The organism is Streptomyces sp. NPDC013157, from assembly GCF_042899865.1.
Taxonomy (GTDB): domain Bacteria; phylum Actinomycetota; class Actinomycetes; order Streptomycetales; family Streptomycetaceae; genus Streptomyces.
Genome location: NZ_JBIBAK010000017.1, coordinates 273,403 through 294,739 on the forward strand (window position 1 = coordinate 273,403; position 21,337 = coordinate 294,739).

Consider the following 21,337-nt stretch of genomic DNA (forward strand, 5'->3'; position numbering starts at 1 on the left):
GATGTACGCGCATTCGGAATTCGCCTTATTACTTCACAGGCGTGGCACAACCATCAGGAACCTCTACCCGTCTAAGTCGGCGAAACACCGACCTGCGGGGAGCGACGACCCCGTTTTTTATCTGGGGGCCGCACAGAATGAATCGCACCGTCCTGGCCGGGCGTGAACAGGGGGCGAAACCGGCAGGGGGCCGACCGGAACGGGAAACCGGCACCGGGAAATGGCGGCGCGCCGATCCGCGAGCAACCGCCGCGCTGCTCGCGGCACTTCTCACCACCGTGGCGTTCTGTGCCGCCGACGTGATCGCCCGCAGCTACCCGTTCGGGCCGCGCACCCGCAGCGTCAACGACCTCGGCAACCAGTACGTGCCCTTCCACGCCCACCTCTGGGACCTGCTGCACGGCAGGGCCGACGGCGGCCTCCTCGTCAACTGGCAGTCCGGCTACGGCTCCAGCTTCCTGCCGGACCTCGGCACCTACCTCAGCAGCCCCTTCGCGCTCCTGGTCGCCCTCTTCCCGCGCGACGAGATCGACCTCGCGGTGTACGCGGTCACCGTGCTGAAGACGGCGGTCGCGGGCGCCGCCATGGCCTGGCTGCTGATGAGCCTGCGCCGGGGCCGCTGGTGGGCGGCCGGCGTCCTGGGCGCCTCCTACGCCCTGTGCGGCTGGAGCCTCGCCCTCGCCTCGTACAACCCGATGTGGCTCGACGGCCTGATCGCGCTGCCGCTGCTCTGCCTGGTCGGCGAGTGGGCCACGGCCGGCAGGCGCCCGCTGCTCGGGGTGCTGATCGTGGCGCTCGCCTGGATCGCCAACTTCTACACCGCCTACATGGCCACCCTCGGCGCCGCCCTGGTGCTGCTGCTCCGACTGGTGCTCGCCGAACTGCCGTGGCGGCGGGCCCTCGCGGTGGTGGGCCGGGCCGGGGCGACCGTCGGACTGGGCATCGGCCTGGCGGCGCCGCTGGTGATCGTCGTGTACTCCGGCACCAAGCACGCCTACCCGGGCCGCGAGGGCCACTTCGCCCCGGTCGGCACCGAGGACCTGCTCGCCCGGCTGCTGCCGACGACCTACAGCTACAGCTCCCCGGCCCTCTACGTCGGCATCACCGCGCTGGTGCTCGCCCTCGCCCTGCCCTTCCACCGGAAGGTCCCGGTCCGGGTGCGGGCGGGCTGGACGGTCCTGGTGCTGGCGGTGGCCCTGTCGCTCCAGTGGGCGCCGACCAGCCTGGCCTGGCACGCCTTCGCCGCCCCGAACGGCAGCTCCTACCGGCAGGCCTTCGTGCTCTGTGCCCTGCTGGTCATCGCCGCCTGGCACGCCCTGGCCCACGGACTTCCGGACCTGCGGGCACTCGGCGCGGCCGCCGTGCTGCTGGTCCTGATCGCCGCCGCCGCGAGCCGCAGCACCCTCACCCAGCAGCACAGCCACCACACCTGGCCGGTGGTGCTGCTCGCGGTCGCGGGCGCGCTCGGCGGGCTCGCGCTGCTCGGCCTCAGGAACGGCAGGCCGGTGCTGGCCGGGCTGGCCGTGGCGCTGCTGATCGGCGCGCAGTTCGGCGAGGCCGCCGCCACCTCGGCCGTGGCCACCCGGATGCGGCTCGGTCAGATGGACGACTACGCACCCTGGGGCGACCGCCAGCAGAAGGAGGCGGACGCGGTCGCGAGCGCCGACAACTGGCCCGCGTACCGCACCGAACCCGGCCGCGACCAGACCGTCGCCAACGACCCCATGATGGTCGGCGGCCAGGGCTCCCAGTACTACAGCAGCCTCACCGCCGACGTCCTCAGCCGCACCCTCACCGCCCTCGGCGACGGCTGGACCTCGCGCGGCCGCAGCCTGCAGAGCCTCGACAACCCGGTCACCGACGCGGTCTTCTCGGTGGGCGCGCGGGTGCACAACCCGCCGGACCCGCACCAGAAGTGGCTGCCCCAGGGCGGCGGCCCGTCCACCGTCACCCGCGAGGACGTCCCGCCGCTGGTCACGGTACGGCCCACCGCCGCGCACTCCACCCCGGCCGCCTTCGGTCCCTCCCCGTACCGCAACCAGGAACTGCTGCTCGGCGCCCGCGTCTACACCCTGCCCCGCACCACCCTCAGCGGTGCGGGCAAGGGTGACGCGGCGCGCGGCCTGCTGGTCGACGGAGCGCAGACGATCACCGCGCAGTGCCGGCCCGGCAGTTCGGTCTTCCTGTGGGCGCCGCACTACTCCGGTACCGCCCAACTCGCGAGCGGCGGCGAGCAGAAGCTGTTCCGGTCCGACGCCGAGAACACGAAGATCGCCGCGATGCAGCCGCTCGGCACGGTCCGTGCCGCGGGGCAGGTCCGGATCGACCTCAAGCCCAACCGGCTCAGCCGGGTCCCGGGACAGGGCGCGGTCGGCTGCCTCGACACCGCGAAACTGCGCACCGCCGTGCAGCACCTGAAGTCCACCGGTGCGACCAAGGTGACCGTCTCCGACGGCACCCTGCACGCCCGACTGCCAGCCGGCAGCAGGGGAACCGCCGTGGTGGCCGCCCCGCGGATCGCCGGCTGGCGCTGCTCCGCAGGGGGCGACGAGGTCGCGGCGAGTGAGTTCTACGGCCTGATCGCCGTCCCGCTGGGCGCCTCCGCCACCAGCCTGACCTGCACCTTCCACCCGCCCGGCCTGCGTCTGGGCACCGCCGTCGGCGGCGCCTCGCTGCTGACCCTGATCCTCATCGGCACCGTCTCGGCCGTACGCCGCAGAACCGCCACCCGCCCCGGCGAGCGCACGACCACCGCTCACTGACCCGCCCCCAGGGGGAAGAAACCCATGCTGATATCGATCGTCGCGCCCTGTTACAACGAGGAAGACGTCATAGAGCGCTTCCACGAGCAGGTCCAGAAGATCGCCAACGAACTGCTGCCGCTCGGCCACGACATGGAGTTCGTGTACGTCGACGACGGCAGCCGCGACCGCACCCTGCCCCTCCTCAGCAAGATCGCCGACGGCGACTCGCGCGTGCGGTACGTCTCCTTCAGCCGCAACTTCGGCAAGGAGTCGGCGCTGCTGGCCGGCCTGAAGCACGCCACCGGCGACGCCGTGATCGTCATGGACGCCGACCTGCAGCACCCGCCGGAGCTCATCAAGCGCATGGTCGAGCTGCGCGGCGAGGGCTACGACCAGGTCATCGCCAAGCGCACCCGGCAGGGCGACCGCTTCACCCGCACCCTCACCGCCCGCCTGTACTACCGGCTCATCAACCGGATGGTCGACGTCGAACTCGTCGACGGCGTCGGCGACTTCAGGCTCATGTCGCGCCGGGTGGTGGACGCGATCGTGAACCTCACCGAGTACAACCGGTTCTCCAAGGGCCTGTTCGCCTGGGTCGGCTTCCCCAGCACCACCTTCGAGTACGAGAACGCGGTGCGCGAGCACGGCAGCAGCTCCTGGTCGTTCCGCAGCCTGCTCAACTACGGCCTCGACGGGCTGCTCTCCTTCAACAACCGCCCGCTGCGCGCCGCGCTCTACCTCGGCCTGACCCTGCTGGCCCTCGCCGGCGCGTACACGGCGTGGATCGTGGGCGCCGCGATGATCCACGGCGTCCAGACGCCCGGCTATGTCACCATCATTACAGCCGTCACCGCCCTGGCCGGCGTCCAGATGATCATGCTCGGGGTCATCGGCGAGTACACCGGCCGGATCTACTACGAGGTCAAGGGGCGCCCGCACTTCCTGGTGAAGGCGACGAACGTGGACCGAACGGAAGACCGCAGCCGCGGCACGACGAAGGACCTCATCCCCTGATGCCGAACGCCACCCTGTCGACCGCCACCGGCCCCGCCCGCCCGATCTCCGGGCAGATCATCACCTTCGCGGTGGTGGGCGTCGTCAACACCGCGACGTACTACGGCCTTTACCTGCTTTTTCTCGGTTATTTGCCGTACCTGGCCGCACATATTCTCGCGTTTTTCCTGAGCATGATCGGCTCGTTTTTTCTCAATGCGAAGTTCACTTACCGGACGCGTCCCACCTGGCGGAAATTCCTGCTGTTCCCGCTGACCAACGCCACGAATTTCGTGATCACCACGGTGGGGGTTTACGTGATCGTCGACGTGCTGCACGCGGGAAGCAGGTTCGCTCCGCTGATGGCGTCGGCGGCGGCGATTCCGGTGACCTTCGTGGTGTCGCGGTGGGTCATGCTGCCGAAGGTGGAGGCGGTGTAGGCGCGACTCCTTCTCCCAGGGCGAGGACCTCGTCGATCGCGGACCGGATCTCCTCGCCCTCCGGCCGCAGGGCGACCGCCGCCGTGCCGTCGGCTGTGCGTGTGACCGAGAACTCTAGTTGGCGAATCATGAACTGAGACGCGCAGGTCGGGGGCGAGTGGAGAATCCTTGTTGGCAAATCATGAGAGGCATAGTTGGCGAATCATGAGCTTGGATGCTCACTGTGAGTGAGCGACGGGGTGAGCCGGTTCCTCGTCGGCGATGCCGAGCGCCTGGTGAACTCGATCCCGTAGGCGCGGGACGTTCGGGGTTGGGCAGGCCGCCCGCCCGATGATGCGCGCCTTGGAGTACGACAGGTACGGCGGTCCCGAGGAGCTGGAGATTCGCACAGTCGCGCGGCCGCAGCCGGGCGCCGGCGAGGTGCTCGTCCGTGTCCACGGCACGAGCGTCAACCCGATCGATGTGTCGATCCGGTCCGGTGGCATGAGGATCATGTAGGGCCGCAGCTTCCCCAAACGGACCTGCCGGGACTTCCCCGGGGAGGCGGTCGCCCTCGGCGGGGGCGTGACCGACCTGACGCACGGACAACGGGTGTGGGGGTTCCTCACCAACGTGCCCAGCCGTGTCGGGCCGCCGCCGAGTACATCACCGTGAAGGCCTCGACCGTCAGCCTGGCCCCGGGCACGCAATCCTGCTACCCACTGGGCTCGCCTCGGCAGGGCGGTGTGCCTCGGAATCAGCCGTTGTCCGTGCCGGTCCGGCTGTGCTGGCCCTGGAGCAGGACGCTGCTGGGTGTCATGCCGAATGCCTGCTTGAAGGCTGTGCTGAAGTGGCCCATGTTGCTGAAGCCCCAGCGGAAGGCAACGTCGGTGACCGTCGTGCCGCCATGCGCACGTGAGAGGTCCCGGTAGCAGGCCTTCAGGCGACGCTCCCGGATCCAGCGACCCACTGTTGCGCCCGTACCGGCATGAGCGAGATGCAGCGTGCGAACGGAGAGGTCGAACGCCTCGGCGATGGAGGAAGCGCAAAGGTCCGGATCATCCAGGTGATCCTCGATGTACCGGCGGGTCCGTATGACCAGCGCCTCGCGGGCGCTGCTGGAAACAGGCTGCTCCGGAGCGGGGACGAGGGCCGTTTCGAGGGTGTCGAAGAAGGTCTGGGAGGCAATGGCCAGATCCGTGTCGGACAGGTGGTCGAACTCGCGCGTGATGGCCTGTAGCTGAGCGGCAGCGATCGAGGCGAGCCCTGACCCTGGCCGCACGGAAACGACACCGCCGGCGCGGGAGGCACTTCCGGCGATCGCCTGGGGCAGCCGCTCGCGGGGCAGGAGCAGGTACAGCTCGCGGTGGTCCCCCACGGCCTCGAAGTCGTGCGCCAGTTCACTGTCCCAGACCAGCAGGTCGCCGGGACCGAGTTCGACCTCGCTGCCGCCGACGTACCGGCACATCAGCCGTCCGGAGAGGGTCACGAGGACGCCCACGAGCGGGCCCTCGCTCGTGGCTGCCTGTCGGCCGGTGAGCCGGCCGCAGCGGAGTTCTCCGACGGTCAGCTGGTCCAGCCTCCGGTACCGCACCGACACGCCGAAGGGGTCGGGCTCCGAGAACGACAGTGCCCAGCCCAGGTGCAGCTGGGACATCGTGCTGCTCCAGGCGTCCGGGACGTGATCTTGCGGGGACCCATGGGTTGACCAGGTCAGGGCTGCTGTCATGCGCCATCACCTTCGTCGGCGGATGAATCGAGTGAAACCCCTTCCGCCGGGTCTTGACAAGCGCCTGTGCCGTCCGACGGACCAGCCGTCGGGCGCGGGATGCACGAATGCGGAACCCGGTGTGCGCTCTCACGGAAGCACGGTGGCCGGATGTTGCCCAGAGTTTGCCGCAACGTAAAAAGCGTAGAGCCGCGGCGCCACGGCGCCTCGACTCATCACGGAAGGGAAGCAGCCGTGAGCGATCGCCGACCGGTTGTCATCTATGGAGCCAGCGGCTACACCGGCCGCCTGGTGGCCGAATACCTGCGCGAGTACAGCATTCCGTTCGTGGCAGCCGGCCGGAACAAGGCCAGGCTCCAGGAGATCATGAACGCCGTCCCGGGCATCGAGACGGCCGACTACGAGATCGCCGAGGTCGACGGCTCCGTCGAGTCCCTGGCCGCGCTCTTCGAAGGCAGGAAGGTCGTCTGCAACACGGTCGGCCCCTTCCTGCGGCACGCACCCGCAGTACTCGAGGCCGCGCTGCGCGCGGGCTGTCACTACCTCGACACCGCCGGTGAGCAGTCCCACCAGCTCGCGGTCCTGGACGAGTGGGGCCCGAAGTACGCAGCAGCCGGACTCGCCGTGTCCACCGCCGTCTCCATGCAGTACGCGGTTCCCGACATCGTCGCCCGCATCGTCCTGGAGACCCCCGGCATCGACACGCTTGAGATCGGCCAGTACACCCGGAACATCCCGACCGTCGGCTCGACGCAGTCGATGTTCGACGTGATCCGCAAGGACGCCTACTACCTGGAGGACAACGTCCTCAAGAAGTACGACGGCATCGTCCAGCAGGACATGGTCGTGCCCGGCACCACCCTGGTCGTCCCCGGCCTGAACTGGGGCGGCACCGCCATGCCGGTGTTCTTCCGGGACGACCGCCGCGTACGCACCTGCCGCATGTTCGTGGCGATGCAGAACGAGAAGGGTGACATCCCCCAGCGGGTACGCGAAGCGGAGCGCATGTTCAAGGTCCTCTTCCAGTGGCTGCCCGAGGAGAAGCTCTACCCGGCGCTCGACAAGGTGGCTGCGACCATGACGCCGGATACACCGGCCCGTGAGAACCGGCAGGTGAATCGTTCGGTCGACTGGTGCACGGGCCGCGGCAACAACGTCACGGCACGGGCGGTCATCCACGGCACGTCCGGATACCAGATCACCGGCCTGGTCCAGGCCTACGCCGCGATGCGGCTGCTCGGCAACACCTACCACGGTGTCGGGTTCCGCTCGCCCGCGCAGCTGGTGGGACACCGTGAGCTTCTGGGGGCTCTGGAGGCGTACGGGCTGGCGCGTGTGACCGAGGAGAGCGCGGCGTGACCAGCAGCTCACAGGTGTGGGTCGCCGGGGTCGGCATGACCCGGTTCGGGGTCCGGCCGGAGGCCTCGGTCAAGGACCTGACCCGGGAAGCGGTGACCGAGGCGCTGGCCGACGCCGGTGCCGAGCTCGGAGCCGTGCAGGCCGCGTACTTCGGCAACACCTGCCAGGACGTGCTCGAGGGGCAGGTCGTGGTCGCCGGCCAGATGGCGCTGCGCTCGATGGGCTTCGAACGCATCCCGGTGGTCAATGTCGAGAACGCGTGCGCCACCGGCGCCACCGCGCTGCACCAGGCGATCATGCATGTGCGCTCCGGCGCGGCCGATGTCGTGCTCGCGGTCGGCGCCGAGAAGCTGAGCATCGGCGACAAGCGCAAGGCACTCGGGGTGTTCGACGGCGGCATGGACGTCTCGGACCCCGAGGGCGTGCGCGCCCTACTGACCGAACTCGGCGGCGAGCTTCCCGACGACGGCAAGCCGCGCAGCGTGTTCATGGACTACTACGCGGCACTCGCCCAGGCGCACATGGACGCATTCGGCACGACCCAGAAGCAGCTCGCGGTCATCTCCGAGAAGAACCACGCGCACGCGGTGCACAACCCGCTCGCGCACTTCCGCGAGGAGATGTCGGCGGCGGACATCCTCGCGGCCCGGCCCGTCGTGGGGCCGCTCACGGTTCCGATGTGTGCGCCGCTCACCGACGGCGCGGCGGCGGCCATCGTCTGCAACGCCGCTGGCCTGCGACGGCTGGGCGCTCAGCACCCGATCCGGGTACTGGCCGCGGTGCTGGGCACCGGAACGGTGCGCCCGCTGTCGGCCTGGGACCGCTCGGCCACCCGGCTCGCCGCCCTGCAGGCCTACGAGGAGGCAGGCGTGGGGCCGGAGGACGTGTCGGTGGCAGAGGTCCACGATGCGTCGGCGTTCGGTGAACTCCTGCAGACCGAGCTGGTGGGGTTCTGCGAGATCGGTTCGGGCGGTGAGTTCGCGGAGTCCGGCGCCAGCCGGCTCGGCGGCCGCCTTCCCGTCAACCCGTCCGGAGGGCTGGAGTCCAAGGGCCACCCCATGGGCGCCTCCGGCCTCGCGCAGATCTACGAGCTCGTCCACCAGCTCCGCGGTACCTGCGGAACCCGCCAGGTCCCCGACGCCCGCATCGCCCTCGCGGAGAACGGCGGCGGCCTGTACGCCGGCGAGGAAGCCGCCGCCGCGATCACCATCCTCAGCCCCTGACCGTCCGCCTGCACCAACCGAGGAGTCAGCGATGACCTATCAGACACTCAACGTCCGGCGTGACGGCCGGATCCTCTACGTCGACTTCAACCATCCGCCGGTCAACCTGATGACCTTCCAGATGGCCGGGGAACTTTTCGACCTCGGCGGGTCACTCGTCACCGACCGGGAGACGGCGGTGGTGGTCTTCGGCAGCGCCGACCCGGAGTTCTTCATCGCCCACTTCGACCTGGGCGACATCCTGCGGATGGACAGCGACCCGTCGGTTCCGCAGAGCCGCTACGACGACATCAACGCCCTGCAGGCCCTGACGACCATGTGGCAGAACCTGCCTCAGGTGACCATCAGCGTGGTCGACGGGATCTGCCGCGGCGCCGGGCTGGAGTTCCTGCTCGCGACGGACCTGCGGTTCGCCACGCCGGAGAGCCGGTTCGCCCTGCCCGAGACGAGCGGCGGCATCCTGCCCGCCGGCGGCGGTACGACACGACTGGCGATGCAGATCGGCCCGGCCCGCGCCCGCGAGGTGATCCTTTCGGCCCGTGACTTCACCGGTGAGGAGGCCGCGGCCTACGGCATCGTCAGCCGCGCGCTCCCGAGCGAGGAGTTGAACGCCTACACCGACACCCTGGCACGCGACATCGCCAAGCGCCCGGCGAGCACGGTCGCCGCGGTCAACGAGGTGATCAAGAACGTCTACGGAGCCTTGGCCGACGCCCAGTTCGCCGGCTTCGCCGCGGAGAACACCGCGCTGCGGAACCTGCTCGAGGTTCCCGGCACCAAGGAGGCCCTGCAGCTGATGACCGGCCTGCAGGACCTGGAGCACGAACGGGACCTGCCCGCGGCGATCGCCGCCGCGCAGTAGCGCCAGCCGCCCACAGGAACGCGAAGAGGACGACACAGTCATGACACAGCAAGGCAAGGGCGCGGCATCGGTACGGCCCGGGCTGCCGTTCGTGGAACAGAGCGGTTTCGAGATCCTCGGCGAGGAGGAGCGCGCCGTCCAGCAGGCGATGCACAAGTTCGCGCGCGAGGTGATGCGCCCGGCGGGTATCGCCATCGACAAGCTGAGCGCCGATGAAGTGATCGCACAAGGCTCTCCGTACTGGGAGTTCATGGCGACGGCCGCGGCGTCGGGAATCGAGTTCGACGCGGCCTCGGACGACGTGCCGCCGCAGGAGCTGGCCAAGCTCCAGGCGATCGTCGTCGAGGAGTTCGGCTGGGGTGACGCGGGCCTCGCGGTCTCGCTGGCGGGCGCCGCCTTCCCGAACATGATGGCCAAGCGAGCCGGCAACCAGGAACTGGTCGAGCTGACGGCGGGCAAGATCGGCGCCTGGGTCGCCACCCAGCCGGACCGCGGTTCGGACGGCACGATGCTCTACCCCGCCGAGCGCCACGCCCTCGCCCCGCAGGGCAACAAGGGCAACCTGACCGCGAAGATCAGCGGCGGCGACATCGTGATCAACGGGCAGAGCTCCGCCTGGGTCTCCAACGGCCCGGTCGCCCAGGTCGCGATCCTGTCCATCGTCGCCGACTACGGCGATGGGTACTTCGACAGCGAGGGCCACCCGCACGGCGTCGAGGTCGTCGTTCCCCTCGACCTGCCCGGGGTGACCCACGGCAAGCCGCTGGAGAAGCTGGGCAAGCGGGCCCTGCCCCAGGGTGAGCTGTTCTTCGACGACGTCAAGGTCCCCGTGCGGTACGCCGTTTCACTCGGCGACGACTACTGGCACGGCCACGCCTCCACCTGGTCCACGGCGGGTGTGGCGATGGGCGAGCTCATGACGGGGCTGGCCCGGGCGGCCCTCGAGTACGCGCTGGAGTACGTCCACGAGCGCCGCCAGGGCGGCGCGCTGCTGGCCGAGCACCAGATGGTGCAGAGCCGTCTCGGCGCCATGGCCCGCAAGGTGGAGACGATGCGCGCACTGGCCCGGCGGGCCGCCGAGTACACCGCGCTGTCGCCGGCCAAGCACCCCTACTACACCGGCGGAACGAAGGTCACCTGCACCGACCTCGCGTTCGAGGTGGCCGATGAGGCCCTGCAGCTGTTCGGCGGCAACGGACTGACCCGCGAGTACCCGATGGAGAAGCTCTTCCGCGACGCCCGGGCGGCCCGTATCGAGGACGGCGAGAACCATCTGCTCAACATGAAGTTCGGCTACCTGAACACGCAGCTGTACAAGGGCGGACGGATCGGGTCCTGACCGCACCAGGCGGGTACCGCCGGCTTCGTCGGTTCCCGCCATCCGGGCCCGGACGGTCCTCGCCATGCCAGGACCGTCCGTTCCCGTGCGCCCCGGCGGGCACTTGGCCGCGGCGCGTCACGGCACGCCGCACCCTACGGCGCGGGCCGCGACAGTCCCACAGACCAGTACGACCGACCGATCCCCGCATCTCGGGGTCGACTCCACAGATAAGGAACCACCAGCATGGCTGTGACCGACTTCTTCGACCGCGGTTGGCGCGCCTACCCGGACCGGGTGGCCTTCATCTCGGGGGAGCAGACGTTCACCTACACCGAGATCGGTGAGCTTTCGTGCCGCGTGGGGAACGCCTTGCTCGCACGTGGCATCGAGCCCGAGACCAAGGGCGCGGTTCTCGCCGCCAACGATCCCCTCGCGTGGGCCTGTGTTCTTGGCATGTGGCGGGCGGGGATGGCCTGGGTCCCGGTCAACCCCGCATACCCCGAAGAGGAGATCCAGCGGATGCTGGACACCTTCGACTGCGAGGTGCTGTTCTGCCACGAGCAGTTCCTGCCGGTCGTGGAACAGCTCCGCCCCGAACTGAAGCAACTGAAGACCGTGATCGCGCTGAGCGGGGACACACAAGCCCTGTCGGCGGCGGACGCGGTTCTGCTCGAGTCGTTCACCGAGGGAGCGTCCAGCGAGCTTCCCGACTACATCCCGGATGCGGATGTGGTGGCCGGGATCATGCCGACCGGCGGGACCACCGGGGCGCCGAAGGGTGCGATGAACACGCACCGGAGCCTTACCGTCGCCGCACTGCACCACATGTTCGCCGCGCCGTACTCCTCGGACGAGCCGATCGTGAACCTGGTCGCCGCGCCGATGACCCACGCCGCGGGCACCCTCACGCTGCCGGTCACGGCCCGCGGCGGCACGATCGTGGTGATGCACCGCCCCGACCCGCTCGAACTGCTCGACCTCCTGGAGAAGCACCGCGTCACGGAGCTGTACCTGCCGCCCACCGTCATCTACCGGATACTGGAGATACCGGGCATCGAGCAGCGGGACTTCTCCTCGCTGAAGTACTTCACCTACGGTGCGGCCCCCATGTCCACCGAGAAGCTGCGTCGCGCGATCGACGTCTTCGGCCCGGTGATGTTCCAGGGGTACGGTCAGGCGGAGGCCCCCACAGCGATCGCCTTCCTGCGCCCCGAGGAGCACTTCCGCAACGGTGAGATCGCCGACGACGCCAGGCTGTCGGCGACGGGGCGGCCCGCACCGCTGGTGCGCGTCGAGATCCTCGACGAGAACGGCACCATCCTGCCCACCGGGGAGACCGGCGAAATCTGCGTGCGCGGCGACTTGCTGATGAAGGGGTACTACAACGCCCCGGACAAGACCGCGGAGACCATCGTCGACGGGTGGCTGCACACCGGCGACATCGGCTACCTCGACCACGAGGGCTTCCTGCACATCACCGACCGCAAGAAGGACATGATCATCTCGGGTGGCTTCAATGTCTACCCGAGCGAGGTGGAGCAGGTCATCTGGACGCATCCGGCAGTGCAGGACTGCGCCGTGATCGGCACACCGCACGCAGACTGGGGCGAGGCGGTCACCGCCGTGGTCGAACTGAACGACGCTGCGCAGCTGACGGAGGAGGAGCTGGTGGCCTTCTGCCGGCCGAAGCTCGGCGGCATCAAGACACCGAAGAAGATCGTGTTCGTCGACGCCCTACCCCGCAGCGCCAACGGGAAGGTGCTCAAGAAGGACATCCGCGAGCCCTTCTGGCGCGGGCACGAGCGGAGGATCTGACCGGCCATGGCGGACCCGACAGGCAAGGATCAACGGATGGCCCGACCTGTGGCGGTGATCACGGGCGCGGCCGGTGGAATCGGCCTCGCTGTGACGCGGCGGTTGGCGCGCACGCACCGGGTCGCGCTGCTGGACATCGACGCTGACGCGGTTCGGCAGGCCGCAAGGGATCTGGGAGGTACCGCTCTCGCGCTTCGGTGCGACATCACCGACCCGGAGTCGGTCGAGGCCGCCGTGCGAGCCGTGGTCGAGCAGTTCGGGGCCATCGATGTCGCCGTGTCCAATGCAGGTATCGGTCCGGTGGGCACGGTGCGGCACCTCGATCCGTCGGTGCTCGCCACGGTGCTGGACGTCAACGTGACCGGCAACTGGCGGTTCATCCGGGAATGCCTGCCCCACCTCATCGCCAGCCGAGGGTACGTGCTCGGCGTGGCCTCGGCCGCATCGATCTTCGCTCCGCCCGGCGAGGGCATGTACGCGGCGAGCAAGGCGGGACTGGAGGCTCTGCTGGACGTGTTCCGGGTCGAGGTGGCTCACCTCGGTGTCGGCGTAGGCGTCGCCTACCCGATGTTCATCGACACGCCGATGGTGCGCGACGCCGACCACGAGCACGCGGACTTCGCCCGGACGCGGGCGCGGCTGCCCGGGGCTGCCGGCAAGACCTTCCCGGTGTCGCTGGCCGCCGACCGCATCGTGCGGGGCATCCAGCGAAGGCAGCGCCGGGTGTTCATCCCGGGTTCACTGCGTCTGCAATACCTGCTGCGCGGCTTCCTTTCCGCTTTGCTGGACCGGAAACTGCAGCCGATCGCCGTGGAGGTGGATCAGCTCACCGAACAGAAGGTTGCCGGCAGAGGTGCTGTCGCGGGCGGCTGGAGCGAGGCCGTGCTGAGATCACAGAAATCTCAGCCGGGAGGAGACTGAACGGACCTGAACTCAGGGAATGGACTGTTCGGCCCAGATGGTCTTGCCTGTGAGGGTGTGGCGGGTGCCCCATCGTCGCGTGAGCTCGGCGACAAGGAAAAGGCCGCGACCGCCCTCGTCGAAGACGCGTGCGCGGCGCAGGTGGGGGCTGGTGTTGCCGGCGTCGGAGACCTCGCAGATCAGGGTCTGTTCCCTGATGAGGCGAAGCCTGATCGGCTCCGTGGCACACCGGATCGCGTTGGTGACCAATTCGCTCCGCACTGATCCGCCGGCACGAGGCGGGCCGAGCGCGGCTGCCCGGTCATGATGTCGCCGCGGACTCTCGTCGCGGCGACGTTGCGTCGTCCTGCGCCTGCTGACTGTGGTGGTCATCACGCGGCTCACCGCTGCCACCCGGCCGGTACCGCCCCTGTGACGTGGTCCGAGGCGCGGGTGGGACACGGAGGCCGGAACGTGTGCTGCGCAGCGGCACACGCGCTATGGCCGGTCGCCCCCTCGGGGCGAACATGGCCCCGTGCTTGCTGCAACCGCCACCTCCCAGAGCGCCATCGCCCCTCTGTCAGGGCTGGTGCTGCGCCACGCCGAGGTGGCGGCCGAGCGTTAGGGCGTCGACGCGCGCACGCTGCTGCTGGAGGTCGGACGCCGGGTGCTGTCCTCGGCCGTGCGCTCGAAACCGGCACCGCAAAGACAATGACGACTGTTGCGACGGAGAACACTCCATGGAGCTCATGCGAGCTGCTCGCTTGCACTTCCCCACCCACACGCTGACCATCGAGGATGTTCCCAAGCCTGTCCCGGGCCCGGGACAGGTGCTGGTCAAGGTAGCCGCGGCCGGGGTGTGCATGTCCGACGTGCACCTCATCGACGGCACCCTCGGCCTCCCGCCGCACCTCAAGGGTGACACCGTCACCCTCGGGCACGAGGTCTCCGGCACCATCGTCGAGCTGGGCCCCGAGGTGACCGCCTGCCAGGTCGGTCAGCGCGTGGTCCTGCAGGGCGGGGACATCAAGGACGGCCAGATGCACACGCGCGGGGTCGACTTCGACGGTGGGTGGGCCGAGTACGTCCTGGTGAGCGCGGGGGGCGTCGTCCCCTTGCCCGACTCGATCCCGTTCGAGCAGGCGGCGATCATCCCCGATGCCGTGTCGACTCCTTGGGACGCCATCGTCCGCACCGCGGACATCCGGCCGGGCGAGGCAGCGGGTGTGTGGGGGGTCGGAGGTCTGGGCATCCACGCGGTGCAGCTGCTGCGGGCTGTCGGCGCCTTCCCGATCGTGGCGGCCGACCCGGCCCCGGCGGCGCGTGAGCGCGCCCGGCGGATGGGGGCAGACCTCGTTGTCGACTCCGCCGACCCCACCTTCCGGGAGCAGGTGCTCGACATCACCAAGGGCAGCGGACTGAACGCCGCCTTCGACTTCGCCGGTGTCTCGGCGGTGCACGAGCAGGCGCTGACCGTTCTGGGGCCGGGGGGCCGCCTCGTCCTGGTCGGGCTGTCGGGGCGTCCCCTCACCTTCAGCGACAGCACCACCTTCAGCTACCTGAAGCACCAGGTCAGGGGGCACTTCGGCACGGAACTCGACTCGGTGCCGCGGCTCGTGGACCTGGTGGCAGGCGGGCGCCTCGACTTCTCCGCTTCCGTCACGGAGGTGCTGCCCCTGGAGCAGGCGAACGTGGCCGTGCAGCGCTTGCACACCAAGGAAGGCAATCCGATCAGGCTGGTCCTTCAGCCCTGACCTGCACATGACGGTCGGACGCGTCTGACCTTGCGCCGTCATACCTGTCTGGTGGCTGTCCGGGGCTGTGCTGCGCCCGGGCGCGGAGTCAGCTGTCGCCCGGGGTGGTCCCGCTGTGGTGCCCCTGGAGCAGGACACTGCTGGGTGTCACCCCGAAGGCCTGCTTGAAGGCCGTGCTGAAGTGCCCCATGTTGTTGAAGCCGCACCGGAAGGCGATAGTGACATGGTCGGCCGCTGGTTCAGGGCACAGGGTCTCCAGGACGGAGTCGCACAGTTCTTCCGGTGAGGGTCTGGGCTGGGCGAGGGCTCGACGAAGGTCGGAGAGCCCCTTGTCGGGGTCGCGATCCCGGGTTGCGAAGAGGCCGTCGGTGAGCAATGCAAGCAGGCTTCCTTCGGGCAGGGAGATCTCCCTCGCCTCGAAGGGCAGGCTGACCAAGGCCCAGCGGCGGTCCGGCACGCTCGCTCCAACTGCGCGGTGAGGCCGCCGTCTCGATCCCCGATGTGGTCGCTGCACAGCTGGGATGCCCGCCGTGCCCCCCTGCTGGGACCAATTAAGGTGGCCGTGTGTCCACAGGAAACGCCGTAGTGGCGCGCAACGTGCGCTTTCTCAGAGAGCAGCGGGGTCTGTCCCTGGCCGAGTTGGCCCGGCAGGCCGGGCTGGCCAAGCAGACACTGTCGAATCTGGAGCAGGGCACCGGCAACCCCACGGTGGACACCCTGTTCGCCATAGCTACTGCGCTCGGCGTCCCGGTCACACGGCTGGTGGCCGAACGGGAGCAGGTGATGACCGTGCAGCGGGCCGACGAGGTCGTCTGGGAGCAGCACGGCGGATACCAGTCCCGGTCGCTGGACCACGTGTACGGCTCTGGTGTCATCGAGAACTACGTGGTGCGCATCGCCCAGGACCCGCACGGCGTGGTCAAGCCGTCCGAGCCGCACCCGGTGGGCACCCTGGAGCACCTGTACGTGATCAGCGGCCGTGTCCGCGTGGGCCCCGCCGGGGAGGCGGTGGAGCTGTCGGCCGGGGACTTCGTGCGCTATCCGGGCGACCGCCCGCACGTCTACGAGTCGCTGGACGGCGAGAGCCTCGTGCACATCGTGGTGAGCGTGCCTCGCGTGCAGCCCGGCACCGGCGGTGTCAGCGTGGCGCGGACGCACGGCGGCGTCCGGCGCTGATCCGGATGTGCTGTGCCGTCTTTCGGCACGTGTTCTCGCCGCGGCAGGCGCCGACCCGGAATGCTGGCGTCAGCCGCCGGTGGACGTCGGGGGCGACATCACCGCTGAACCACTCCTGGCAAGGACAGCGGTGAACCTGGTCGGGACCAGGCCACTCCGCTGGGCCCGGCCCGTCCGTGAGGCGACCTCGGTGCCGCACACCGGGGTCGCCGTCCAGGTGGGTGGCCTGTGGGCTCTCGTGCCAGGGGTCAGGCCGCAGATAGATTGTCGAGCCGCGAGGGGGCCGCCTGCCGGCTTGCTGTGGCCGCGTTGACCGCGCGTGCCGCCTCGTAGGCCACCCGTCGCAGTGCCGGCGCGAACCGGGCGGGCTCGAAGCGGCGGTCGGCGCTCGCGACGGAGAAGGCGGCCACGGGTCGCCCGGCCGAACCCATGATCGGTACGGCGACGCAGGTGAGGCCGGGAACGGCTTCCTGGCGGTCGTAGGCGACGCCGTCCCGGCGGATGCGGCACAGTTCGGCCCGGAAACGGTCGGGATCGGTGCAGGTGTACTCCGTGCGTGCCGTGAGTCCGTCGGCGATCGCGGCCTCGGCGGCGTCGTGGTCGAAGGCGAGGAGGGCCTTGCCGACGCCGGTGCAGTAGGCGGGCAGGCGGGCGCCGATCCGGGAGGGGGAGCGGGTCGCTCGGTGGCCCTGGATCTTGTTGACGTACACGATGTCGGTGTCGTGCAGTACGGCCAGGTGCACGGTCTCGTGGGTCGTCTCGTACAGGTCCGCCAGATGCGGCATCAGGCATTCCTGCAGGAGCGGGGGATTGGGGCCGAAGACCCGTACGCCGATGTCGTAAAGCTGGGATCCCAGGCGGTAGTTGCTGCCGACACGTTCCACGAGGTCGTTGCGGTGGAGGATGCCCAGCAGTCGGAAGGTGGTCGACTTGGTCAGCCGTGTCCGCCGGGCCAGCTCGCTCACGCCGATTTCCCCGTCCAGTTCGGCGAGGGACTTCAGGAGGAAGAGCGCCTTGTCGACCGCGGTCTGCTGGTCGGGCTCGCCGGTCGCCGGGGCTGAGGGCTGCGCGGAAGGCGAGGAGGGGAGTGGCATGGCGGGCTCCGATGGGGATCCAGGGTGGCCATTAAAATGGACGCGCGTCCAGCTTAATCGATCGTTTCGTCGTTGTAAAACACCAGGGACCCCGCTTGCCTCTGTGTGACGGATCGGATCGTCCCCCCGTGCCGTATCCCGGCACGGTGGCTGGGCAGGGCGGCCGGGAGAAGCGTCTGCTGTGGCCATGCAGCGACACGCCACCGTGGCCACGACCACCGTCCGCGCCGCCCAGGCTTCCCCCGACGCACAGCTCGTCGAGGAGCCGGCGGCGGTGCTGCGGCGTGCCGAGGCCTGGGGGCACCTCCCGGCCGAAGGCTGGGGGAGGATTCCCGTCGCACCACCCACCGGGGAGCCCTTGCCGATGCGCGAGCAACTCGGCCTGCCCGAAGCGAACTTCGGGACCCTGTGCCGGTCGATCCCGGACGGCGGGACCACCAACACTCGGGAGCTCATCACCCCGCGGGCCGAGGCAGAGGTCGGTCTGATCCTCGGCCGGCTGTCCGGACCCCGCGTGCGGGCGCGGAGGTCCGGGCGGCCGTCTCCCAGCCGGCGCCAGCCGTGGAGGTCAGCGACAGCCGCATCGCCGACCGGCGGGTCTTCCCGGCCGACAACGTCGCCGGCAACGCCGCCTCGGCGCGCGTCTCGCTCGGCCTGTGGGCCGAAGCCCTCGGCGATCCGCTTCGGGCCCGGACGCTCCACGCGCGCGGCGGGCGAGCCGCTGCTCACCGGGTCTGTGCGCGCCGGCGTCCCGCTGACACCGGGCTCTTCGCTCGCCGTGCGGTCCGGCACCGGCCGCCTGCCCGAACTGACCGTGACCGTCTGATGAACCACCGACAAGGAAGCGGGGGAGCCGCCGTGCCACCGCGTGAACCGGAGCGCTCCGACCCTTCGGGTGTGCACAGGAACGCACGCCGAACCACCAGCCCACGAGGGCGGCGCAGCGCGCGCCCGATCCGGCCCGAGGAGGCCCAGCGATGACAACCACGCCCGCCCGGCTGGGGGCACCTCCCGCCCGAAGGGTGGGGGAGGACCGCCTGACTCGCGTACCCGAGCCGGCCGTCGACGTCAGCCCTTACTTCGACCTCGACCGCGGTCTGGTCGACCGCACGATCTTCAGCGACCAGGCCGTCTACCGGCAGGAGCTGCGCCGCCTTTTCGCGCCGAGCTGGCTGTTCCTCGCGCACGAGAGCCAGTTCTCGAAGCCCGGTGACTTCTTCACCACCTACATGGGCGAGGACCCGGTCATCGTCACCATGGGCAAGGACCGGAAACTGCGTGCCTTCCTCAACGCCTGCCGCCACCGCGGCATGCGGGTGTGCCGCGCCGACGCGGGGGCGACGAAGGCGTTCACGTGCAGCTACCACGGCTGGTCCTACGACACCTCCGGGAAGCTGATCAACGTCCCCAACGGAGGGGACTACCCCGCCCACTTCGAGCAGGACCAGTGGGGACTGATCGAGGTCGCGCAACTCGACACGTACAAGGGACTCGTCTTCGCGACCTGGAACCCCGAGGCCCCGCCCCTGGTGGAGGCGCTCGGCGGACTGACCTGGTATCTGGACGCGATGCTCGACCACGACCCGGAGGGCACCGAGGCCGTCGGCGGGGTGCACAAGTGGGTGCTGGAGGGCAACTGGAAGCTCGCCGCCGAGCAGTTCGCCTCCGACTGGTACCACGTCAACATTTCGCACGCCTCCGCGCTGATGGTCATGTCACCCACCGGCAAGGGCCCCAAGACGGACATCGTGCAGACGCCGGGCCGGCAGTACACCGACTCGCTGGGGCACGGGCACGGCTTTCCGACCCACCCCAAGAGCCGTTTCGACGATCGTGTCGTACACGAGTGGACCGACTACGAGGCGCTGCGCGAACGGCTCGGTGACGCCCGGGTCGAGGGACCGATGACCACCGGGCACGGCACCGTCTTCCCGAACTTCTCCTACCTGCCGGTCAACGGCTCCATCCGCGTGTGGCACCCCAAGGGCCCGGACAAGATGGAGGTCTGGGCCTGGACCATCGTCGACAAGTCGATGCCGGACGAGGTCAAGAACGCCCAACGCATCTACAACCTGCGCACGTTCGGGCCGAGCGGCATCTTCGAGCAGGACGACGGCGAGAACTGGAGCGAGTGCCAGGCCACCGCGCACGGCTTCGTGGCCGGCTCCATGACCCTCAACTACCAGATGGGACTGGGGCTTCAGTCCGAGGACGGCGTCCACCCCGGCACCACCGGCCGCCTCTACAGCGACGGCGCCGCCCGCGGCTTCTACGCCCGCTGGCGCGACCTGATGAACACGCCCGCCTGGCACGAGAAGAACACCGAGAAGAACACCGAGAAGAACCCCGAGGACACCCCATGAGCACCACCGGCACCGGCATCCGGGTCGCCGCCGTCGGCGACATCGAGGAGGGCGAGGCGCTGAAGGTGCCCGCCGGGACCACCGGCCACACCGACGCCATCGCCGTCTTCCACGAGGGCGGCGCCTACTACGCCCTCGACGACACCTGCACCCACGGCCAGGCATCGCTCGCCGACGGCTGGATCGAGAACGGCGAGGTCGAGTGCCCGCTGCACAGCGCCCGCTTCTGCCTCAGGTCCGGCGAACCGCAGTGCATGCCCGCCACCCTCGCCCAGCGCACCCACCGGGTCGAGGTGCGCGAGGACGAGGTCTGGCTGCACCCCGGCGAGGAGGCCGGCGCATGAGCGGGCCACGGCGTATCGCCGTCGTCGGCGCGGGCCTGGCCGCCGTCTCGACGTGCGACGCGCTGCGCGCCCAGGGCTACGACGGCGAGCTCGTGCTGTACTCCGCCGAGCGCGGGCTGCCCTACGACCGCCCGCCACTCAGCAAGGACGTCCTGCTCGGCAAGTCCCGCCGCGAGAACATCCTGCTGCGGCCCGAGCAGTGGTACGACGAGCAGGGCATCGAACTCCGCGACGGCGCCCCGGTCCGGGCGATCCGCCCGCACGAGGGCGGACTGGAGCTGGCCGACGGCGAGCTTGCCACAGCCGACCGGATCGTGCTGGCCACCGGCGGCACCGCGCGCCCCCTGCCGGTGCCGGGCGGCGACGACCCGGCCGTACACCTGCTGCGCACCTGGGAGGACGCCGAACGGCTGCGGGAGCGGCTGCTGCCGGGCGCCCGGGTGGCCGTGGTCGGGGCGGGGCTGATCGGTGCGGAGACCGCGGCCGTCGCCCACGCCCTGGGCTGCCGCGTCACCCTCATCGACCCGCTGCCGGTGCCACTGACCGCAGCGGTCGGGGACGACATCGCGAACGCACTGCATCGGAGGCACTCCGCCGAAGGCATCGGCGTCCTGACCGCCGGCGTCCAATGCATCGAGCGCCGTCCAGGCAACCTCGGAGTCCTGCTGCACCTCACCGGCTACGGGGCACCCGTGCTCGCCGACACCGTGGTGGTCGGCATCGGCATGCGTCCGGCCACGGAACTGGCCGAGGCCGCGGGGCTGAACGTCGACAACGGTGTGGTCGTCCACCCCGGTCAGCGCACCTCCCACCCCAATGTCCTCGCCGTCGGCGACGTCGCCCGCCCCGAGGGGCACAAGGTCCGTCATGAGCACTGGGAGGCCGCCCAGCGCGACGGCGAGGCCGCCGCCCACGGCATCCTCGGCCGCCCTCTGCCGTCCTTCGGCGCTTCCTGGTTCTGGTCCGACCGGCACGGCTCCCGGCTGGAGGCGGTCGGCACCATGGCGGACGCCGAGCGCACCGTGCGGCGCGGGGCACCGGACGACGGCGCCTTCACCGTCTTCGGGCTGCTGGGCGACCGGCTGGTGGCCGCGGCCGCCATCGACCGACCACGCGACATCAAGGCCGCCCGGCGGATCGTCGATCGCGGTGTCGCTGTCGACGCGGCCGTCCTGTCCGACGAGAGTGCGGATCTGCGCACGCTGCTGAAGCGCTGAACCGCCACGTGCCGCCTTGTG

18 protein-coding genes and 1 pseudogene are annotated in these 21,337 nt (G+C 69.9%); 15 read left to right on the plus strand and 4 right to left on the minus strand.

Features of this window, described 5'->3' with window-relative positions; all coding sequences use genetic code 11:
• Positions 1-137 precede the first annotated feature (137 nt).
• From ACFY6U_RS39920 to ACFY6U_RS39935, 4 genes are all read left to right on the plus strand, one after another.
• The gene (locus ACFY6U_RS39920; protein ID WP_390046300.1) at positions 138-2,762 is read left to right on the plus strand and encodes a YfhO family protein; all 2,625 of its coding nucleotides are present in this window, start codon (positions 138-140) and stop codon (positions 2,760-2,762) included.
• Between the two features lie 24 nt (positions 2,763-2,786).
• Positions 2,787-3,761, plus strand: coding sequence for a glycosyltransferase family 2 protein (locus tag ACFY6U_RS39925; RefSeq protein WP_390046302.1), 975 nt, complete (start codon positions 2,787-2,789; stop codon positions 3,759-3,761).
• Complete coding sequence (locus ACFY6U_RS39930; protein WP_390046304.1) at positions 3,761-4,180, plus strand: GtrA family protein; 420 nt, start codon at positions 3,761-3,763, stop codon at positions 4,178-4,180. The genes ACFY6U_RS39925 and ACFY6U_RS39930 overlap by 1 nt, the downstream gene beginning before the upstream one ends.
• Positions 4,181-4,522: 342 nt before the next feature.
• Positions 4,523-4,678 (plus strand): hypothetical protein, encoded by a 156-nt coding sequence (locus ACFY6U_RS39935; protein ID WP_390046306.1) that lies wholly within the window; start codon positions 4,523-4,525, stop codon positions 4,676-4,678.
• Positions 4,679-4,916: 238 nt separating this feature from the next.
• Here the strand turns inward: ACFY6U_RS39935 and ACFY6U_RS39940 are convergent, their stop codons facing one another.
• Complete coding sequence (locus ACFY6U_RS39940) at positions 4,917-5,888, minus strand: helix-turn-helix domain-containing protein (RefSeq protein ID WP_390046308.1); 972 nt, start codon at positions 5,886-5,888, stop codon at positions 4,917-4,919.
• Positions 5,889-6,122: 234 nt separating this feature from the next.
• Between ACFY6U_RS39940 and ACFY6U_RS39945 the strand changes: the two genes are divergently transcribed.
• The 6 genes from ACFY6U_RS39945 to ACFY6U_RS39970 all read left to right on the plus strand — a co-directional run bounded on the left by ACFY6U_RS39945 (position 6,123) and on the right by ACFY6U_RS39970 (position 13,389).
• A complete protein-coding gene (locus ACFY6U_RS39945) occupies positions 6,123-7,247 on the plus strand; it encodes a saccharopine dehydrogenase family protein (protein WP_390046310.1) in 1,125 nt (374 codons plus the stop codon).
• Complete coding sequence (locus ACFY6U_RS39950) at positions 7,244-8,470, plus strand: thiolase family protein (protein WP_390046312.1); 1,227 nt, start codon at positions 7,244-7,246, stop codon at positions 8,468-8,470. The genes ACFY6U_RS39945 and ACFY6U_RS39950 overlap by 4 nt, the downstream gene beginning before the upstream one ends.
• Positions 8,471-8,501: 31 nt before the next feature.
• Positions 8,502-9,332 (plus strand): enoyl-CoA hydratase/isomerase family protein, encoded by an 831-nt coding sequence (locus ACFY6U_RS39955; protein WP_390046314.1) that lies wholly within the window; start codon positions 8,502-8,504, stop codon positions 9,330-9,332.
• A 40-nt stretch (positions 9,333-9,372) separates the two neighbouring features.
• On the plus strand, positions 9,373-10,671 hold the full coding sequence (locus ACFY6U_RS39960) for an acyl-CoA dehydrogenase family protein (protein ID WP_099927541.1): 1,299 nt from the start codon (positions 9,373-9,375) through the stop codon (positions 10,669-10,671).
• Positions 10,672-10,896: 225 nt separating this feature from the next.
• On the plus strand, positions 10,897-12,468 hold the full coding sequence (locus ACFY6U_RS39965) for a class I adenylate-forming enzyme family protein (RefSeq protein WP_390046316.1): 1,572 nt from the start codon (positions 10,897-10,899) through the stop codon (positions 12,466-12,468).
• Between the two features lie 6 nt (positions 12,469-12,474).
• Positions 12,475-13,389, plus strand: a complete 915-nt coding sequence (locus ACFY6U_RS39970) for an SDR family NAD(P)-dependent oxidoreductase (RefSeq protein WP_390046318.1) — start codon at positions 12,475-12,477, stop codon at positions 13,387-13,389.
• A 12-nt stretch (positions 13,390-13,401) separates the two neighbouring features.
• On the opposite strand, the pseudogene ACFY6U_RS39975 reads toward ACFY6U_RS39970, so the two are convergent.
• A pseudogene (locus ACFY6U_RS39975) lies at positions 13,402-13,650 on the minus strand (ATP-binding protein); the annotation flags it as partial.
• A gap of 458 nt (positions 13,651-14,108) precedes the next feature.
• Between ACFY6U_RS39975 and ACFY6U_RS39980 the strand changes: the two are divergent.
• Positions 14,109-15,122, plus strand: coding sequence for a zinc-binding dehydrogenase (locus ACFY6U_RS39980; RefSeq protein ID WP_390046320.1), 1,014 nt, complete (start codon positions 14,109-14,111; stop codon positions 15,120-15,122).
• Positions 15,123-15,210: 88 nt separating this feature from the next.
• Here the strand turns inward: ACFY6U_RS39980 and ACFY6U_RS39985 are convergent, their stop codons facing one another.
• A complete protein-coding gene (locus ACFY6U_RS39985) occupies positions 15,211-15,579 on the minus strand; it encodes a SpoIIE family protein phosphatase (RefSeq protein WP_390046322.1) in 369 nt (122 codons plus the stop codon).
• A 107-nt stretch (positions 15,580-15,686) separates the two neighbouring features.
• Here ACFY6U_RS39985 and ACFY6U_RS39990 point away from each other — a divergent pair, with 107 nt between their 5' ends.
• Positions 15,687-16,298: a helix-turn-helix domain-containing protein gene (locus ACFY6U_RS39990; RefSeq protein WP_390046324.1), complete on the plus strand. Its 612-nt coding sequence runs from the start codon at positions 15,687-15,689 to the stop codon at positions 16,296-16,298.
• A 248-nt stretch (positions 16,299-16,546) separates the two neighbouring features.
• Here the strand turns inward: ACFY6U_RS39990 and ACFY6U_RS39995 are convergent, their stop codons facing one another.
• Positions 16,547-17,392, minus strand: a complete 846-nt coding sequence (locus ACFY6U_RS39995) for an IclR family transcriptional regulator (RefSeq protein WP_390046326.1) — start codon at positions 17,390-17,392, stop codon at positions 16,547-16,549.
• Positions 17,393-18,369: 977 nt separating this feature from the next.
• On the opposite strand from ACFY6U_RS39995, the gene ACFY6U_RS40000 reads away from it, so the two are divergent.
• The 3 genes from ACFY6U_RS40000 to ACFY6U_RS40010 are packed head-to-tail and all read left to right on the plus strand — an operon-like array spanning position 18,370 to position 21,316.
• A complete protein-coding gene (locus ACFY6U_RS40000; RefSeq protein ID WP_390046328.1) occupies positions 18,370-19,755 on the plus strand; it encodes an aromatic ring-hydroxylating dioxygenase subunit alpha in 1,386 nt (461 codons plus the stop codon).
• Positions 19,752-20,099 (plus strand): bifunctional 3-phenylpropionate/cinnamic acid dioxygenase ferredoxin subunit, encoded by a 348-nt coding sequence (locus ACFY6U_RS40005; protein WP_390046330.1) that lies wholly within the window; start codon positions 19,752-19,754, stop codon positions 20,097-20,099. The genes ACFY6U_RS40000 and ACFY6U_RS40005 overlap by 4 nt, the downstream gene beginning before the upstream one ends.
• Positions 20,096-21,316, plus strand: a complete 1,221-nt coding sequence (locus ACFY6U_RS40010; protein WP_390046332.1) for an NAD(P)/FAD-dependent oxidoreductase — start codon at positions 20,096-20,098, stop codon at positions 21,314-21,316. Before ACFY6U_RS40005 ends, ACFY6U_RS40010 begins: the two co-directional genes overlap by 4 nt.
• Positions 21,317-21,337: the final 21 nt, after the last annotated feature.

Excerpts from the sequence above, each read along its gene's own strand:
- ACFY6U_RS39940 (WP_390046308.1), bottom strand. The coding sequence starts at position 5,888 with ATGACAGCAGCCCTGACCTGGTCAACCCATGGGTCCCCGCAAGATCAC.
- ACFY6U_RS39925 (WP_390046302.1), top strand. The coding sequence starts at position 2,787 with ATGCTGATATCGATCGTCGCGCCCTGTTACAACGAGGAAGACGTCATA.
- ACFY6U_RS39970 (WP_390046318.1), top strand. The coding sequence starts at position 12,475 with ATGGCGGACCCGACAGGCAAGGATCAACGGATGGCCCGACCTGTGGCG.
- ACFY6U_RS39965 (WP_390046316.1), top strand. The coding sequence starts at position 10,897 with ATGGCTGTGACCGACTTCTTCGACCGCGGTTGGCGCGCCTACCCGGAC.
- ACFY6U_RS39930 (WP_390046304.1), top strand. The coding sequence starts at position 3,761 with ATGCCGAACGCCACCCTGTCGACCGCCACCGGCCCCGCCCGCCCGATC.
- ACFY6U_RS40000 (WP_390046328.1), top strand. The coding sequence starts at position 18,370 with ATGACAACCACGCCCGCCCGGCTGGGGGCACCTCCCGCCCGAAGGGTG.
- ACFY6U_RS40010 (WP_390046332.1), top strand. The coding sequence starts at position 20,096 with ATGAGCGGGCCACGGCGTATCGCCGTCGTCGGCGCGGGCCTGGCCGCC.
- ACFY6U_RS39980 (WP_390046320.1), top strand. The coding sequence starts at position 14,109 with ATGGAGCTCATGCGAGCTGCTCGCTTGCACTTCCCCACCCACACGCTG.
- ACFY6U_RS40005 (WP_390046330.1), top strand. The coding sequence starts at position 19,752 with ATGAGCACCACCGGCACCGGCATCCGGGTCGCCGCCGTCGGCGACATC.
- ACFY6U_RS39920 (WP_390046300.1), top strand. The coding sequence starts at position 138 with ATGAATCGCACCGTCCTGGCCGGGCGTGAACAGGGGGCGAAACCGGCA.
- ACFY6U_RS39995 (WP_390046326.1), bottom strand. The coding sequence starts at position 17,392 with ATGCCACTCCCCTCCTCGCCTTCCGCGCAGCCCTCAGCCCCGGCGACC.
- ACFY6U_RS39960 (WP_099927541.1), top strand. The coding sequence starts at position 9,373 with ATGACACAGCAAGGCAAGGGCGCGGCATCGGTACGGCCCGGGCTGCCG.
- ACFY6U_RS39955 (WP_390046314.1), top strand. The coding sequence starts at position 8,502 with ATGACCTATCAGACACTCAACGTCCGGCGTGACGGCCGGATCCTCTAC.